The sequence below is a fragment of the Sphingomonas chlorellae genome, assembly GCF_056485145.1.
In genome coordinates, this window is sequence record NZ_JBQXXM010000003.1 from 499,324 (window position 1) to 515,715 (window position 16,392).

The following is a 16,392-nucleotide window of genomic DNA, read 5'->3' on the forward strand; positions in this document are numbered from 1 at the left end:
CGACACGCGCAATTCACATTGCGGCTCGGCACAGGCGATCACGTCGGGATGCCACCCGCCGCTGCCGCAGCGCGTGCAGTAACCGGGGATCACTGGCCCACCTGCGCGTATGAGCGCATGAAATCGGCGATTCGGTTCGCAGTACACAGCCGCACCGACCGGCCAGAGCGCAGTCCCTCGATCAGGCTGGCGTCGCCCGCGGCGAGCCGCCCGAACGTCGACGGGCGCATCTGGTGGCGCCCGCAAAACTGCTCGATCGCATCCAGGAACTGGGTGTCGTTGGGAAGATCCGTCAGCATGGTAGTTGCCCTAGTCGGATTTATCCGATGGCGCAAGTAGTCGGATCGGAAATATCTCACGCTGAAAATGTCGGCGCGATGTGTGAGATATCCGACATGAACCCAACACGACCCCACATGGAGACGCTGCGTGGACGGGCGCTCTATGATGCATTGATGCAGCTGCGGCCGGACAACCTCTCGGAGTATGAGTGGGCGGCCAAGGCAGGCGTGAACCGCGGATTTTTCAATGACCTGAAGATGAAGGACATACGACCGCGCACCGATACGCTGGCGAAGGTACTGAGCGTGATCGGCGCGCGCGGCGAGGATATTCCCGGCGGTGGGTTGTCGGTCGCACCGCCACCCGCCCCCAATGCGCGCGTGTTCCTGATGGAGGGCGCGTCGGCAGATCGGATGCACGAGGACATCCCTGTCTACGGCACAGCGCTGGGCGCCGACGAAATCGTTGATGGCACCGCGATCGAGCAGACCACACTAAATCGAGCGGAAGTGGTTACCTATTTCAAACGCCCGGTCGTGCTTAACGGCCGCTCCGACTGCTATGGACTGTACGTCGTTGGCTCGTCGATGAGCCCCCGATACGAGGAGGGCGAGGTGCTGTTCGTCGAGCGGCGGCGAGCGCCGCGGATCGGCGACGATGTCGTCGTCTATCTCCGCCCACAGCACGACGGCGACGACGGCGCCTCGGCCGATGCAGTGCTGGTCAAGCGGCTCGTACGCCGGACCGCGAGCTATATCGAGTTGCAGCAGTTCAACCCTGCCATTGATTTTCAACTGCCGACGGACCGCGTCCTTCGCATCGACCGCGTCATCCCCTGGGCCGAGCTGGTCTCTTGATCAGTCCGCAGCGGGGATGACCGCCCCGCACGTCCGCCGCACACGTTCGATCGCAGCCGCCGCCCCACGCACCGGGATCACCGCCACAACCTCAAGGCCGTCGGCATCATAGGCGCGGACGCGCAACACTGACGCGCCGGCAGCCTGGCGCGCGAACGGCCCGACATCCGCATTGTCGGACAATCCCGAGTCGCCCGCATAACTCAGCTGCGTCAGGTTCGACTCCCCGGAGTCGAAGCGATATTCGAAATCGCGCCGACCGCTGCGCGGGCCGGAGCCGCCGAGATAGCGGTCTCCGATAAACTGGAAATAGAGGCTGTCGGCCCCGCGCGCGTCACACTTGACAGCGATCGCGCCGCCGCGACCATGCGCAAACACGCGGGCATAGACCTGATCCGTCATCGGATCGCGCGTCTCCGAATAGATCCAGTCGCCGATGACGATCGGGGCACCCGCCAGCGCCGCACCTAGCACCAATCCGATCACCATCGCCACGCACCCTCGCCCGCGCCACGCCGAGGCTAAAGCCGCCGCCGCGATAATCGCAACGTGAGATATTTCCGACTGTCGGATTGACGATAGGATTTATCCGACGCATAACGCGCCCCGCAACAACGGAGGCACCCATGGCCGCACGACTGCACCGCGCCCCAACACGCTTGGTTGACGCGCGCACCCTGCACATCACTGCCGATCGCCGCAGCCCGTTCGCCGTCGCCGGACGGCGCACCCGCCCGGCCCCCGGCGTCGACGACGACGCCGCCCGCGCACTGCTGTTTCTCTCGGGCCTCGCGCTGGGCACCGTTCTCACCCTGATCGCGATCGTGGCGGCACGATGCTGAGCCGCCCGCGAACCCCGCCCGTCTGCAAGCGCCGCGGCTGCACCGCCCCGCGCGAACGCTGGCAACTCGTCTGCGCCGAGTGCTGGGATCAGGTGCCCGCCGTCCTGCGCAACAGCTTCAGCAAGGCGCGCCGCCTGGGGCTCACGCGCCACGCGAAACGCACCGGCGAACACATCCTAAAATCGCTCGGCACACGCCCCGCAACTGACGCGAACGGACCGGCCGCGAAGGCCGCGCGCGCCTATGCCAGTATCGCCAGGATTCTCGGCGAGCGGGAAGAGATGGAAGCGGCCGAATGAGCCGCCAGCACGACCGCGACCGCATCCGCATCGCCGTCCGCCTCGCGTGGATCGCGCTGGCCCTCGCGTGGGCCGCCCGCGCCATCCTCACGCGCCCGCCCGCCTGACGGAAAGGCCCCAGCGGCCACCGGCTCAACCCACTTCGAACGGAGCTACCATCATGGACATCTCGGAAGAGATCTCAGCTGAACTTGCGCGGGCGACTGCGAAGTTTCCCACTTGGCCGACCGACCCGTTCCATGCGCTTGCCGTCGTCGGTGAAGAGTACGGCGAACTCCAAAAGGCGGTGCTCCAACACGTTTACGAGCCGCACAAGCAGGTCACGCTCTCCGACATTCGGGAAGAGGCGATCCAGACTGCCGCCATGGCCGCCCGCTGGGCAATAAGCCTTGACGCCTACCGATACGCGCGTGGCGAACAGCACAGCCAAGCCACGCCAGCCCAGTCGCTCACGCCGAAAATGCGTCGGCTTGTCATTGCCGCCCGCCGCGCCGCGCAAGACATCGACGGCACAGACCCCGCCGAACGGAGCCTGCTCGCCGAACTCGACCAGGCAGCGGAGGCGTTCGCCACAGACGTGCCGTGGGACAACGAACCCGATCAGCCGACCGTCATCGGCCTCGATCTAGGAGCCGACGACGCCATGTCCATCGTCGCCCTGATCGACGGACGCGGGCTGCTTCAGGAAATCTGCGTCCTGCCGAACGGCGCAACCGCCGCCGACATCGAACGCGCCGTCGCAGACCTGCGCAGAGGGGCAGACGCATGAGCGTGATCGGAAAGCCAAGCGCGGTCTATCGGAACCGGATGCAGCGCTACGCCGACGACGTATGGCTGATCTGGTCGAACAAGTGGGGCTGTTGGTATCGGGACAACTGCACCGGCTACACGTCTGACGTGGCGCGAGCTGGCCTGTACGATCGCGAGACAGCCGCCCGGCACTATGTCGACGGTCCGAAGGCCCACCGGGACACAGAGCCGTTCCCGCTTTCGTCGGTGCGCGCGGCGCTGCTTCGACGCCGCGCAGAGATCGCGAATACCGCCGCCGAGCAGATTGCCCGGATTGACGCGGCTCTTTCCGAAAGGCTGGCAGCATGACCGGCCTGATCGTCGACAATTTCGCCGGCGGCGGCGGCGCCTCGACAGGGATCGAGGCGGCGCTTGGCCGCGCCGTCGACATCGCCATCAACCACGACGACGAGGCGATCCGGATGCACGAGGTCAACCACCCCGGCACCCGTCACATCCGGAACAATATCTGGCAGATCGATCCGCGCGAGGTGACGGGCGGGCAGCACGTCGGGCTCGCCTGGTTCTCGCCCGACTGCAAGCACTTCAGCAAGGCGAAGGGGGGCAAGCCGCGCGAGAAGTCCATCCGCGATCTGGCATGGGTTGTCGTGTTGTGGGCAAAGCGGGTGCGTCCCGACGTGATCCTGCTCGAAAACGTCGAGGAGTTCCGGACCTGGGGGCCGCTCGACGACGAGGGCCGGCCGATCAAGGAACGCGCGGGCGAGACGTTCGAGAAGTGGTGCCGCGAGCTGCGCCGTCACGGCTACAAGCTGCAATTCCGCGAGCTGCGCGCGTGCGACTATGGCGCGCCGACCATCCGAAAGCGGTTCTTCATGGTTGCCCGCTGCGACGGTCGGCCGATCGTGTGGCCCGCGCCGACGCACGGCAAGCCCGGCTCGCCAGAGGTGCTGAGCGGCAAGCGGCTGCCCTGGCGCACCGCAGCGGAGATCATCGACTGGTCGATCCCGTGCCCGTCGATTTTCGACCGCAAGAAGCCGCTGGCGGAGAAGACCCTGCGCCGGATCGCGCACGGGATCATGAAATTCGTGGTCAACAACCCGGCGCCGTTTATCGTCGGCACCGCGTTCAAGAGTACGCGCGCCAGCCGCGTCTTCGACACCGACGAACCGTTGCGCACCGTGACTGCTCAGCCCGAATATGCCGTCGTCGAGGCTGCGCTCGCGCCGTTCGCCAGCTATGCCCAGCAGGGCGGCGCCAGCCGGTCGCTCGAGGATCCGCTGCACACGATCACCGCGTCGGACGGCGACCACAACACCATATGCGCCGCGCACCTGGTGCATGTGGGCAACGGCGAGCGCAAGGGACAGGCACCGCGCGCGATGGACATCGGGAAGCCGTTGGGGACCGTCGTGGCCAGCGGGATTAAGCACCACGCCGTTGCCGCGCTGCTTCAAAAGTTCGCGCAGAATGGTCAGGGCTGCGACCCGGCCGAGCCGCTTCATACCGTGATGGCAGGCGCGCCGCGGCATGCCGTCGTCTGCGCGCACATCGAGCAGGCGAACGGCGGCCCGAACAACGATCGCCTCGCCGGTCGTGGGGCCGACCAGCCGCTGTCGACGGCCACCGCCTCGGGCAGCCAGCAGCGCATCGTCACCTCCAACCTGGTGAAGCTGCGCGGCACCTGCGCGCATGGCCAGCCCACCGACGAGCCGCTGCACACGATCAGCGCCGGCGGCACCCACATGGCCGAGGTGCGGGCGTTCCTCCTGAAATATTACGGGACTGGTCAGGGCTGCGACCCGGCCGAGCCGCTGCACACGGTCACCACCAAGGATCGCTATGGTGTGGTGACGGTGACGATCGGCGGCGAGGAATACGCCATCGTCGACATCGGCATGCGGATGCTGAGCCCGCGCGAGCTGTTCGCGGCGCAGGGCTTCCCGGCCGACTACATCATCGACCGCGATGCTGCCGGTCGCCCGATCACCAAGACGGCCCAGGTCGCCAAGTGCGGCAATAGCGTGTGCCCTCCGATCGCGGAGGCGCTCGTGCGCGCACAGTTCCCGGAGGTGGCGACCGCAGGCGTCGGCGGGAGGCAGGCCGCATGAGCGCATACCATCGGGGCGACTGGCCCGGCCTGGCTCAGTTTTCGACGCGCCTGCTCGGCGATCGCCGGGCAGCGTTTGGTGACGGCGACCCGCGCGTCCGCGTGATGGGCGCCATCGCCGAAGTATGGCGGCGGGTCCGCGATCGTGAGGATCTGCCCGGCGCCGACGAACAGGACTCGCTCGGCGCCTACTGGGCCGAAATGCGCTGCGACCTCGAAACCGTCGTCGAACGGTCGCGCCAGCGCGCCGCCGCAGCGCCCAGCCCGCACGCCGCCTACACCGCCGCCCGCGCAGAGGCCCTACTCCATTACCACCGCCCACCCGAGGGGCGCACGACGGGCTCACCCCTGATCGTCCTCTGCCATCACATCAACCAGGCGCACCGCGCCGCCGGCCGCATGGAATGGGCCGAATACATGATCCACCGCCACCGCCTGGGACTGGATAACCGATGAAAGCCGAAGACATTCTTCGCGTTCTGGCTGAGACTTGCGACAGATCGATGATCTGGGCGAGCGAGCTTTCCCTGTCTAGCGGTGCCCGTCGATGCGACTTCTGGACTCTCGCACCATGCCAGTCAAAGGGCTACGCGGCGACAGCTTACGAGATCAAAGTGTCGCGGGCCGATTATCGCAGGGACACCCCCGGAAAGCAGCGGGAAGCACGGCTGTTCAGCGACCGTTTCTATTACGCTACGCCGCCGGGGCTGGTGACACCGGACGAGGTTCCGGATTGGGCCGGCCTGGTGGAAATCTTCCCTGACGCGGAGCGCTATGCCAGGAAGAAGATCGTCGTGCAGGCACCCCTGCGGGACAAGGACGCGCCGAGCTGGGAACTTGTCGTTTCGTTGCTCCGCTGCAGCGGGACCATCGAGCGCGATAGCGACGTGATCCGCGAGCAGCGCAACGCCTACCGTCGCATGCTCACCACCGCTGCCGAGCGGCTGAAGGAAGCCGGGAAGTCGCCGTGGGAATTCGGCATTCACCTATGACCGCCCCCGCCCGCTTCACCAAGACGGACATCAAGCGCGCCCTGTCCGGCGCGCGCGAGGCCGGTTTTGCGCGTGTGCGAGTCGGCATTGACGTGAACGGCAATATGGTGATCGATGCCAGCGACGATCCTATGATGATCGTGGACCAGGCCCCGAACCCACTGGATAGGCTGCTCAAGGCGCGATGAAGACGCGGTACAAGAACGTTACCGTTGCACCCGATCGCCACGGCAAGCTGCGCGCGCGCTTCCGGAAGACCGGCTTTGCCCCGGTGTACATGAAGACGCTGCCGGATCAGCCCGGATTCGAAGCAGAATACAAGGCGCTCCTGGCCGGCGCTCCCGCGCAGATGGAAGCGCGCCACGCGCCCGGCAGCGTGCACGATCTCTGCACCCGCTACTATCGCTCAGCCGACTTCGCGGCGAAGGGCACCCAAGACACCCGCGCCCGTCGGCGCTGGATCATCGAGAGCTTCCGGAGCGAGTTCGGCAACGATCGCGTAACCGACTTCCGGTTCGAGCATATCGAAGCGATCCTGATGGCCCGCACCGAGAAGAAGAAGCTGGAAAACGGCCGCACCATCGGCGGCCAGGTCGCGGCCGTGAAGCTGCGCAAGGAGCTGCTGCGGCTGTTCGCCTACGCGAAGAAGCTGGAATGGATCGACAACAATCCGGTCGCGGATGCGGAGAAGGTCGGCAAGGAAAGACTCGAGGGGTTCTATACCTGGACCGAGGAAGACATCGCCGCGTACCAGAAGCACCACAAGCTCGGCACCAAGGCCCGGCTCGCGCTCGAAATCATCCTATGGACCGGCCAGCGCCGCGGCGACGCACGCTTGTTCGGCCCGAAGCATATCGTCAATGGGCGGATCAACTACCGCGCTGGCAAGACTGGCGCCGATCTGTGGATGCCGGTCGCGACGGATCTGCGCCGCGCGATCGACGCCATGCCAAGCGTCGGCATCGCCACCTATCTGGTGACCGAGTTCGGCAAGCCTTTCACGAAGGACGGATTCGGCAACAAGATGCGCGAATGGTGCGACGAAGCCGGTCTGCCGAAGTGCACCGCCCATGGCCTGCGCAAGGCGATCGCCCGCCGCATGGCCGAAAGCCGCCTCACCGACGAAGAAATGATGTCGGTGGGTGGCTGGCGCAGCTCCAGCCAGGTGCGAACCTATACCGAGGCAGCCAACCAGCAGGTGCTCGCCGAGGGCGCGATTCACCAGATCGACGGGCGGTATTCTGTCAAAGAGTGACCGCCAATTTGGCTAACCCTCGCCATTGGGTTAGACAAAAACTCCGCAAATAACGTGAAATTACAACGCGTTATGCGAAATGCTGGTGGGCCCGGCAGGACTCGAACCCGCAACCTAGCCGTTATGAGCGGCCAGCTCTAACCATTGAGCTACAGGCCCCCAGCGCCCCTGCCCTAGCGGACTAGACCCCTTCGCCGCAAGCGGGTGCGGGCGTGCGCGCCGCTGCCGCCGCGTCGATCAGCGCGTCGAGCCCGATCGGGCGCGCGCCGATCGCCGCCAGCGTGTCGAGCATCCGGTCCCACCAGCCGTGGAACGCGCGCAGATCGGCGGCGTCGCGGACATAGGGGGTGTGCCCCGGCTCGACCGAGGGCGAATGGAAGCTGAAGTTGAGCAGCGCGACGCCCTCGCCCGTCGCGACGCGCACCGCCTCGATCGCGTCGGCGATCGGCATGTCCTCGGGCGTCAGCGCGACGCGCGAAACCAGCCCCAGCCGCGCCGCGACGCCGCGCAGGTGCGGCACGCGGCCGAGCGCGCGGTACAGCCGCGGGCCGCCGCGCCGCCACGCGCCGGTGAACACCGTCGTCAGCGGGATCTCGACGATCGCGCCCCCGGGGCCGGTGCGAAAGGCGTGGTTGCCGATCGCGCTGAAATCGGGGCCGCCCTCGCCCGAATAGTCATAGCCCGCGCGCATCGAGCTGTCGGCGCGATAGCCGAGCTGCACCAGCGTCGCCATCGTCGCCGGCCCCAGCCCATAGCGCCCCGCGCGGAACAGCCGCGGCGCGACGCCGAATCCGGTACGGATCGCACTCGTCAGCGCGGCGAGCTTCGCCGCCTCGAGCGCGGGCGGCAGGTTGCCGGCAAAGCTGTTGAAGCGGTTGAGCGCCTCGTCGAACGGCGGGTTGACCCAGGGGTGGAGCTGCGCGCCGATCGCGCCGCCCTGCTCGGCCACCAGCGCGCCCAGGATCGCCTGCGCACGCGGACATCGCGCGACCGGATGATCGACCAGATAGCTCAGCGCGACGCCGCGCGCGGCCATGCGCGCATGCACCGCGGGCATCGCCGCCAGGTGCCCGGTTCCGGCGGCGTCGCGGCGGAACGGGGCGTTCCAGTCGAACTCTTCCTCGGTATCGACCATCACGGTAAAGCGCGTGCCCCAGTCGTCGGGCCACGCGATCCGCGCCGGCGGGGCGGCGGGTGCGGGGCGATAGCCGCCGCGGCCGCTCGCTGCCGGATCGGGCGTCGTCGCGCCGCTCAGTTGCGGTGGACCTGGTCCATCGCGCCCGTCTCCGCCGCGGGCAGCCGCAGCGTCAGGCACGTCGCCTCGATCGCCAGCGCGCCGCCCAGCTCGCGCGCCAGGTTGCGCGCCAGCCGCAGCGCAAAGCCGGTGCCGAGCAGCGAGCTGTCCTCGCGCTCGTCGTCGATCCCCAGCACCGCGTCGCCCGGATAATCGGCCAGCGCGTGCGGCCGGTCGATCGTGATCGCGATGCGCGCGCCCGGTTCGGCGGCGATCCGCACGCCGATGCGCTCGCCCGGCCGCGTCGCCGAGACCAGCGTCGCCAGCAACCGCGTGAGCAGCCGCTCGACCGCGCGATGATCGCCCTGCACCCCCGGCGCCGCGGGCGGCAGCACCAGGCTCGATCCGCGCAGCGCGGCGAGCGGTGCCAGATCCTCGCCGATCGTCGCGAGCAGCGGCGCGAGCGCCACCTGCCCCGGCACCAGCGCCAGCGTCGCGCTGTCGATCCGCGCGGCGAGGTCGAGGTCGTCGATCGCGCCCAGCAGCTCGCGCGCCTGGGTGCGGATCACCTGCGCCCGCTCGCGATAGGGTTCGGGGACCGGGCCCAGCATCTGCGCCTCGATCATCTCGGCAAAGCCCGCGATCGCGTTGGTCGGCGTGCGCAGTTCGTGGACGAGCTGGCGGAGCGATTCGGCCGGGCTCCCGCCCGCGCGGCTCGGCTCGGCGCGCTCATCGGCGCGCGGGCGCCGCGCGGTGCCGCGATAGCCGGTGAAGCGCCCGCTCGCCGGATCGAACGCGGGCACGCCCGAAAGCAGCCAGTCGCCCGCGGCGTCCGATTCGCCCGTGATGTGCAGCCGCGCATTGGCAAAGCTCGTGCGCCGCCGGAACGCGCCCGCCGCGACGCCGTCGACCGCCGCACCCGCGCCGCGCTGGTCGAGCGCGAGCCCGATCACCGCACCGCGCGTCACGCCCTCGACCCAGCGGATCACGCCGTTGGCATCGGTCTCGAACCGGAAAAGGTCGGCGGGGGGCAGCGTGGCGGGTCCGCGCCCGCCGGCCTCGCGCTCGCGCCAGAACGCGTCGATGCGCGCGACGACCTCCGCGATCTCGAACGGACCCGGACCGTCATCGTCGATCGCCGGGCGCACGGGGGCACTCCCGGGATTTTCTGCGACGCACTGCTGCATGGCCCCGTCATGCGCCGGGCGCGGCGCGGGCGCAACGGTTTCGCGCGCCGAATCGGTCACTTCCGCCGCATCGCGCGGCGCTGCGGGAGCCGCGGGGGGCGGCGCGGCGACCGCGGGCTGCGGCTGGAGGAAGGGCGCACCGGGGATCGCATCGCCGCGTGCATCAGCGTCCACCGGCACGCACGTCAGGAAGCGCGGCGCGAGCACCGCCTCGTCCCCCGCGCCAGCGCCAGCGCCAGCATCAACCGCCGCGGCTTCGGCCGCAGGCACCGGTTCAGCCGCAGGCACTGCCTCGGCCACCGCCTCCGGCGCCGGCGCGCGTCCGTCGGGCAGCACGAAATCGACCGGGCCATAGCTTTCGAGCGCCCGCGTCACCACCGGCGGCAGGTCGCGCCGCCCGCGCAGCACCGCGCGCGCGCCGGGCGTCAGGTCGGGGAGCAGCTCGATCCACTCGCTCGCGGTCAGCCGCGCGCTGCGCAGCACCGGCACCCCCACCGACAGGCTGTCGAGCGCGAGCAGCCGGACAAGCTGCGCCGGCGGGTTGGCATATTCCAGCGCCCGCGCGCTCGCGACCCGCACGGCGGGCGGCACGGCGTCGCGGATGCGGCGCAGCGTCGCCATGGCACGCACGTCTGCCACGGCGCGTCGCCGGCCGATCAGGTCGATCAGCTGGCGCCACGCCGACTGCGCGCCCGAAGGCGAGCTCAGATCGGCTGCGAGCACCGTTTCAAGAGTATCGTCGAACCGCACGCCTCGTCCATCAAGCCGCGACGCTGAAGCATGCGTCGTAACGATTCCTTAACCGGCGGCGTTGTCCGCAAAAACAGCCCATTTCGGCACGTCGCAATGTGGGACAATTGCGTTGCGTTGTAATAATCTTGTGTCTATCGGACGATCTATGCAACGAACCCAAAGCGAGAAAGAGAACCCGATGCGGTTCGACGAGATCGACGTCAGGATCCTCGGCCTATTGCAGGAAAACGGCCGGATGACAAATGTGGAACTGGCCGAACGCGTCGGCCTTACCGCGCCGCCGTGCCTGCGCCGCGTCCGCGCGCTCGAACAGCAGGGGGCGATCACCGGCTATCACGCCGCGCTCGATCCGACCGCGCTCGGCTACAAGCTCACCGTCTTCGCGATGGTCAGCCTCAAGAGCCAGGCGGACGCCGATCTGCGCGCCTTCGAAACGCTCGTCGCCGACATTCCGGAGGTGCGCGAGTGCCACATGCTCAACGGCGAGATCGACTTCATCCTCAAGATCGTCGCGCCCGACCTGCCGAGCTTTCAGGAGATCCTCACCACGCGGCTCACCACGGCGCCGAATGTCGAGCATGTGAAGACGTCGCTCACCATCCGCACCGCCAAGTCGCTTCCCGGCGTGCCGGTGCCCGAAGCGTGAATCACACGCTCGGATGACAACGCTTTCCGCAGGACTGAAAAACGATAAATGAAAAAAGGGGCGGCCGATCGGACCGCCCCTTTTCCGTTTCGATCGATCCGCACCGGATCGCGAGAGGGGCGACGCGCCGTCGCGACCGCCCCGCCCGCCCTCAGCTCAGCGGCGGAAAGTTGACCGAGGTCTGCCACAGCAGCGCCAGGTTGGCGAACGGCCCGGTCTTCACCTGCTCGAACGCCGCCTCGGCCTCGGGCTTGCGGCCCGCCGCGCGCAGCGCCACGCCGCGGTTCAGGTTGACCTCGTCGACATTGACGCCGCCCTTCTTCAGCGCCGCGTCATACAGCTCGATCGCGCGGGCATAGTTGCCCGAAGCGAGGAACGCGTCGGCGGTCTGCGCCGCCAGCTTGCCGGTGTTCGACGCCTGCGCCTGCTTGGCGAGCGGCTCGAGCGAGCCCTCGGTGCGCACGCCGTTCTGCGCGGCGGCATAGATGCGCTGCGTGTCGGCGTCGCCCGCGGGCACCTTGCCGTTCTTGCGGCCCTCGTCGATCACCGACACCGCTTCCCACGGCAGGCCGGCCTGCTGCGCGGCATAGGCGTAATCGGCATAATCGGCGCGATCGGCCAGCGCGCCGGTCGCGCGCATCAGCCGGTACAGGCTCATCTTCTCGACCTTGGGGTCGCCGCCCGCCGGGGTGCCCTGGCGGAACACCTGGATCGCCCAGCGCCAGTTCTGCACGGTCGGATAGGCCTGGATGTACCGCGTCAGCCAGCTCGCCATCGCGGCGCGGTCGCCCAGCTTGTTGACGCGCGGGATGGCAAAGCGGAACCAGTCGGCCGGCGGCTGGCGACCCGCGGCCTTGCTGGTCGCGATCGCGCGCTCGACCTCGGCGACCGCCTCGGCATCCTTGCCCGTCGCGACATAGGCGTTGGCGAGCATGATCGGCGTGTCGGGATTGTCATAGCCCAGCTCGCGGCTCTTCAGCAGCGCCGGGATCGCCTCGGCGGGCTTCTTCTGCGCGACAAGCTGGTTGCCCAGCATGTAGTTGTAGATGCCGCCATACACCTTGACCTTGTCCGCCGGCGTCTTGGGGTTCGACGAAAGCACCGCCAGCGCCTTCATCTGCCCCGCCTCGTTCTTGCGGCCCAGCTCGAGCTGAAGGCGCAGCAGCGCGGCATAATATTGCTCGTCGTCGTTCTTCGCGGCGGCTTCGGCGGCGACAACCTGCGTCTCGGCGGTGGCATAGTCCTTCGCCTTGATCGCGGTGTCGGCGGCGGCGGCGGGCTTGCGGAACGCCTCGCTCACCTTGATCTGCTGGTTGTCAGCCTTCTTGTCGGCCTTTTGCGCAAGCGCCGGCGCCGTGCCCAGCGCGGAGGAGCCCAGCGTGAGCACAGCGGCCAGCGCGAGCTTCGAAACCAACTTCATGCAATTGTCTCCTCGTGGGATCAGCGGAAAGCGTTGCGATCCTGTAAATGGCCCCTCGTCCGCGTTCAAGCAGACGTAAACGAACAATCCTGCGTTCGGGCAGGCGCGTGCGAACAATTTTGCGTCCGGACCGACGTCACCGGGCAATGCTGCCGGGCGCGCGATGAACGCGCTTTGAACGCGCCGGCTCCCGCGCCTGCGCTCGGCGGGGCGCATGCCGGGCACGGCGGGGCGCAGAAGGGCACGCGCGCGCCCGCAGGCCCCGCCCCCGCCCCCCGGCGATACCGCCCGGCGATACCGCCCGGCGATACCGCACTGTCTCGCGTACACGCGTGCGCGCGCGGGCGCGCGGGGTTGGCAGGTGGTATGCGCCGCGCTAGAGCAGGATCATTGCATAACCAATCCGAAAGTCCGTTCCTTTGACCGAAGCGACGCTGCTCGCCGACCCTTCCGACATTACGCCCGTCTCCATCGTCGACGAGATGAAGACCTCGTACCTCGATTACGCGATGAGCGTGATCGTGGCGCGCGCGTTGCCCGACGTCCGTGACGGCCTGAAGCCCGTTCACCGCCGCATCCTCTATGCCGCGCAGGAGGGCGGCTATGTCGCCGGCCGGCCGTACCGCAAATCGGCGCGCCTCGTCGGTGACGTGATGGGTAAATATCACCCGCACGGCGACAGCTCGATCTACGACGCACTGGCCCGCATGGCGCAGGACTGGTCGATGCGCGTGCCGCTGATCGACGGCCAGGGCAATTTCGGCTCGATGGACCCCGATCCGCCCGCCGCGATGCGTTATACCGAGGCGCGGCTGGCGCGCGTCGCCGCGGCGCTGCTCGACGATATCGACAAGGACACGGTCGACTTCCAGCCCAATTATGACGGCTCGGAAAGCGAGCCCTCGGTCGTCCCGGCGCGCTTCCCCAACCTGCTCGTCAACGGCGCGGGCGGCATCGCGGTCGGCATGGCCACCAACATCCCGCCGCACAATCTGGGCGAGGTCATCAACGCCTGCCTCGCCTATATCGACAACGGCGCGATCTCGATCGAGGAACTGATGGAAATCGTTCCCGGTCCCGATTTCCCGACCGGCGCCGTCATCCTCGGCCGCGCGGGCTGCCGCTCGGCCTATCAGAACGGGCGCGGCTCGATCATCGTGCGCTCGCGCCACACGGTCGAACAGCGCGGCGAGCGGCGCTCGATCGTGCTCACCGAAATCCCCTACCAGCAGGGCAAGAACGCGCTCGTCGAAAAGATCGCCGAAGCCGCCAAGGACAAGCGGGTCGAGGGCATCAGCGACATTCGCGACGAAAGCTCGCGCGAGGGCGTGCGCATCGTCATCGACCTGCGCCGCGACGCGACGCCCGAGGTCGTGCTCAACCAGCTCTGGCGCAACACCCCCGCCCAGTCGAGCTTCCCGGCCAACATGCTCGCGATCCGCGGCGGCCGCCCCGAACTGCTCAACCTGCGCGACATCATCGAGGCGTTCGTCAGGTTCCGCGAAGAGGTCATCACGCGCCGTTCGAAGTTCGAGCTGGCCAAGGCCCGCGAGCGCGCGCACATCTTGCTCGGCCTCGTCATCGCCGTCACCAATCTCGACGAGGTCGTCCGGATCATCCGCGGGTCGTCGAGCCCGGCGGTGGCGCGTGAGGCGCTGCTCGCGCGCGACTGGCCGATTGCCGAGATCGCGCCGTACATCCGGCTGGTCGAGGCGGTTGAAACCGAAGTCACCGGCGACACCTATCGCCTGTCCGACGCCCAGGTGCGCGCGATCCTCGACCTGCGCCTGCATCGCCTCACCGCGCTCGGCCGCGACGAGATCGGCGACGAGCTCAAGCAGCTTGCTGATTCGATCGCCGAGCTGCTCGAGATCCTCGGCAACCGCGCCAAGCTCTACGCGGTGATGCGCGGCGAGCTGGTGCTCATCCGCGACACCTATGCGACGCCGCGCCGGACCGAGATCGCGGCGGCCGCCGACGGGATCGAGGACGAGGATCTGATCGAGCGCGAGGACATGGTCGTGACCGTGACCGTCCAGGGCTATATCAAGCGCACCCCGCTCGACGCCTTCCGCGCCCAGGCGCGCGGCGGCAAGGGGCGTGCCGGCATGGCGACCAAGGACGAGGATGCGATCACCGAGCTGTTCGTCACCTCGACGCACACCCCGGTGCTGTTCTTCTCCACCCTCGGCCGCGTCTATCGCATGAAGGTGTGGAAGCTGCCCGAGGGCGGCCCCGCCACCCGCGGCCGGCCGATGATCAACCTGCTGCCGCTCGCCAATGGCGAGACGATCTCCACTGTGCTCCCGCTGCCCGAGGACGAGGCGGAATGGGCGAACCTCCACGTGATGTTCGCCACCGCCAAGGGCAATGTCCGGCGGAACAGCATGGACCTGTTCACCAACGTGCCGTCGAACGGCAAGATCGCGATGAAGTTCGAGGGCGAGGACGAGGACGATCGCCTGATCGGCGTCGCGCTGCTCAACGAGGGCGACGACGTGCTGCTCGCGACGCGCGCGGGCAAGGCGATCCGCTTCCCGGGCGAGGACGTCCGCGCCTTCCAGAGCCGCGCCTCGACCGGCGTGCGCGGCATCCGTCTGGCCGATGGCGACCAGGTGATGTCGCTGTCGATCCTGCACCGCTCGGGCGCCAGCCAGGAGGAGCGCGACAGCTATCTCCGCTTCGCGCCCTGGAAGGGCGAGCGCGACGGCGAGTGCGACCTGCCCGCCGACCGCTACGAGGAGATGAAGGCGCGCGAGCAGTTCATCCTCACCGTCTGCGCCAACGGCTATGGCAAGCTCAGCTCGGCCTATGAATATCGCCGCACGGGGCGCGGCGGCCAGGGCATCACCAACATCGACAACATCGCCCGCAACGGGCCGGTGGTGGCCAGCTTCCCGGCGACCAAGGGGCATCAGCTGATGCTCGTCACCGATCAGGCCAAGCTGATCCGCATGTCGCTCGCCGACCTGCGCGTGATCGGCCGCAACTCGGCGGGCGTGCGGCTGTTCAACGTCGCCGCGAACGAACAGGTCGTGTCGGCGGCGCGGATCGAGGAGAGCGAGGACGAGGCTTCGGTCGATCTGGGCGACGGCCCCGTCGCCGACGCGCCGATCCCCGATGCGGTGCCCGGCGCCGATCTCGCCGCGGGCGGCGACGACGACGCGGCATGACCGGCCCCGACGCTGATGCCGGCGCTGATGCAGGCGCCGGCGGGGCCGCGCGCCCTGCCCGCGCCTACAAGATCCTGACCGCGGACCAGATGGCGCATCTGGTCCGCGACCGGGTCTTTGCCGGTGCGCCGATCGACCTCGCCGACGGCTATATCCATCTCTCGACCGCCGAGCAGGTGGCCGGAACGCTCGACCGGCATTTCGCCGGCCAGACCGACCTCTGGCTCGCCGCGATCGACCTCGCGCCGCTCGGCGACGCGGTGCGCTGGGAGCCGTCGCGCGGCGGCCAGCACTTTCCCCACCTCTACGCCCCGCTCGCCTGGTCGTCGGTGGTGGCGCATGCGCCGGTCGCGCACGACCCCGACGGCCGCCTCCGCCTCCCCGACGGGCGCGCCGCCTAGGCGCTCCCGGGCCGGCGGGCGCCGGGAAAAGGCCCCGCGCCATTGCGTTCCCGCGAACGACGAAAATCGGCACCCGAACGACGCGATCGACCCGCGAACGACGTCTTTCGCGCCTTTTTTGCGCGAAAACCGAAAAAAGATTCGGCCATTGGGGCACCAATGCTTGACGCGACTCACCCCAGCGCATAGGGAGC

The 16,392-nt window shown here is 68.5% G+C and carries 18 protein-coding genes and 1 tRNA gene; 13 read left to right on the plus strand and 6 right to left on the minus strand.

The window, feature by feature from the left end:
• Positions 1–89 precede the first annotated feature (89 nt).
• A complete protein-coding gene (locus tag ACT3CF_RS11120; protein WP_478422705.1) occupies positions 90–299 on the minus strand; it encodes a hypothetical protein in 210 nt (69 codons plus the stop codon).
• 117 nt (positions 300–416) lie between these two features.
• Here ACT3CF_RS11120 and ACT3CF_RS11125 point away from each other — a divergent pair, with 117 nt between their 5' ends.
• Entirely contained in the window at positions 417–1,139 is a 723-nt protein-coding gene (locus ACT3CF_RS11125; RefSeq protein ID WP_478422707.1) for a S24 family peptidase, read from the plus strand.
• Here ACT3CF_RS11125 and ACT3CF_RS11130 read toward each other — a convergent pair whose 3' ends face one another.
• Positions 1,140–1,628 carry a hypothetical protein gene (locus ACT3CF_RS11130; protein WP_478422709.1) on the minus strand — a complete coding sequence of 163 codons (489 nt, stop codon included), beginning with the start codon at positions 1,626–1,628 and terminating at the stop codon, positions 1,140–1,142. It lies immediately after the preceding gene.
• 137 nt (positions 1,629–1,765) lie between these two features.
• Here ACT3CF_RS11130 and ACT3CF_RS11135 point away from each other — a divergent pair, with 137 nt between their 5' ends.
• The 9 genes from ACT3CF_RS11135 (at position 1,766) to ACT3CF_RS11175 (ending at position 7,384) form a co-directional block, all read left to right on the plus strand.
• Entirely contained in the window at positions 1,766–1,981 is a 216-nt protein-coding gene (locus ACT3CF_RS11135) for a hypothetical protein (RefSeq protein ID WP_478422711.1), read from the plus strand.
• The gene (locus ACT3CF_RS11140) at positions 1,975–2,280 is read left to right on the plus strand and encodes a hypothetical protein (protein WP_478422713.1); all 306 of its coding nucleotides are present in this window, start codon (positions 1,975–1,977) and stop codon (positions 2,278–2,280) included. The genes ACT3CF_RS11135 and ACT3CF_RS11140 overlap by 7 nt, the downstream gene beginning before the upstream one ends.
• 160 nt (positions 2,281–2,440) lie before the next feature.
• A complete protein-coding gene (locus tag ACT3CF_RS11145) occupies positions 2,441–3,049 on the plus strand; it encodes a nucleoside triphosphate pyrophosphohydrolase family protein (protein WP_478422715.1) in 609 nt (202 codons plus the stop codon).
• Positions 3,046–3,378, plus strand: coding sequence for a hypothetical protein (locus ACT3CF_RS11150; protein WP_478422717.1), 333 nt, complete (start codon positions 3,046–3,048; stop codon positions 3,376–3,378). Before ACT3CF_RS11145 ends, ACT3CF_RS11150 begins: the two co-directional genes overlap by 4 nt.
• The gene (locus tag ACT3CF_RS11155) at positions 3,375–5,138 is read left to right on the plus strand and encodes a DNA cytosine methyltransferase (protein ID WP_478422718.1); all 1,764 of its coding nucleotides are present in this window, start codon (positions 3,375–3,377) and stop codon (positions 5,136–5,138) included. Before ACT3CF_RS11150 ends, ACT3CF_RS11155 begins: the two co-directional genes overlap by 4 nt.
• Entirely contained in the window at positions 5,135–5,593 is a 459-nt protein-coding gene (locus tag ACT3CF_RS11160) for a hypothetical protein (RefSeq protein ID WP_478422720.1), read from the plus strand. The genes ACT3CF_RS11155 and ACT3CF_RS11160 overlap by 4 nt, the downstream gene beginning before the upstream one ends.
• Positions 5,590–6,129 carry an MmcB family DNA repair protein gene (locus ACT3CF_RS11165; RefSeq protein WP_478422721.1) on the plus strand — a complete coding sequence of 180 codons (540 nt, stop codon included), beginning with the start codon at positions 5,590–5,592 and terminating at the stop codon, positions 6,127–6,129. Before ACT3CF_RS11160 ends, ACT3CF_RS11165 begins: the two co-directional genes overlap by 4 nt.
• Positions 6,126–6,317 (plus strand): hypothetical protein, encoded by a 192-nt coding sequence (locus tag ACT3CF_RS11170; protein WP_478422723.1) that lies wholly within the window; start codon positions 6,126–6,128, stop codon positions 6,315–6,317. Before ACT3CF_RS11165 ends, ACT3CF_RS11170 begins: the two co-directional genes overlap by 4 nt.
• Positions 6,314–7,384: a tyrosine-type recombinase/integrase gene (locus ACT3CF_RS11175; protein ID WP_478422725.1), complete on the plus strand. Its 1,071-nt coding sequence runs from the start codon at positions 6,314–6,316 to the stop codon at positions 7,382–7,384. The genes ACT3CF_RS11170 and ACT3CF_RS11175 overlap by 4 nt, the downstream gene beginning before the upstream one ends.
• A gap of 83 nt (positions 7,385–7,467) precedes the next feature.
• On the opposite strand, the gene ACT3CF_RS11180 is transcribed toward ACT3CF_RS11175, so the two are convergent.
• The 3 genes from ACT3CF_RS11180 to ACT3CF_RS11190 form a co-directional block, all read right to left on the minus strand.
• A tRNA-Ile gene (locus ACT3CF_RS11180) sits at positions 7,468–7,543 on the minus strand.
• A gap of 22 nt (positions 7,544–7,565) precedes the next feature.
• Positions 7,566–8,699, minus strand: a complete 1,134-nt coding sequence (locus ACT3CF_RS11185) for a polysaccharide deacetylase family protein (RefSeq protein ID WP_478422727.1) — start codon at positions 8,697–8,699, stop codon at positions 7,566–7,568.
• Entirely contained in the window at positions 8,636–10,555 is a 1,920-nt protein-coding gene (locus ACT3CF_RS11190; RefSeq protein ID WP_478422729.1) for a sensor histidine kinase, read from the minus strand. The genes ACT3CF_RS11185 and ACT3CF_RS11190 overlap by 64 nt, the downstream gene beginning before the upstream one ends.
• A gap of 181 nt (positions 10,556–10,736) precedes the next feature.
• Between ACT3CF_RS11190 and ACT3CF_RS11195 the strand changes: the two genes are divergently transcribed.
• A complete protein-coding gene (locus ACT3CF_RS11195; protein ID WP_478422731.1) occupies positions 10,737–11,204 on the plus strand; it encodes an Lrp/AsnC family transcriptional regulator in 468 nt (155 codons plus the stop codon).
• Between the two features lie 151 nt (positions 11,205–11,355).
• Here the strand turns inward: ACT3CF_RS11195 and ACT3CF_RS11200 are convergent, their stop codons facing one another.
• Entirely contained in the window at positions 11,356–12,624 is a 1,269-nt protein-coding gene (locus ACT3CF_RS11200) for a tetratricopeptide repeat protein (protein WP_478422733.1), read from the minus strand.
• Between the two features lie 419 nt (positions 12,625–13,043).
• Between ACT3CF_RS11200 and gyrA the strand changes: the two genes are divergently transcribed.
• Together gyrA and ACT3CF_RS11210 are read left to right on the plus strand one after the other, a co-directional pair.
• The gene (gyrA, locus tag ACT3CF_RS11205; protein ID WP_478422735.1) at positions 13,044–15,797 is read left to right on the plus strand and encodes a DNA gyrase subunit A; all 2,754 of its coding nucleotides are present in this window, start codon (positions 13,044–13,046) and stop codon (positions 15,795–15,797) included.
• A complete protein-coding gene (locus ACT3CF_RS11210) occupies positions 15,794–16,198 on the plus strand; it encodes a DUF952 domain-containing protein (RefSeq protein WP_478422737.1) in 405 nt (134 codons plus the stop codon). Before gyrA ends, ACT3CF_RS11210 begins: the two co-directional genes overlap by 4 nt.
• Positions 16,199–16,392 lie beyond the last annotated feature (194 nt).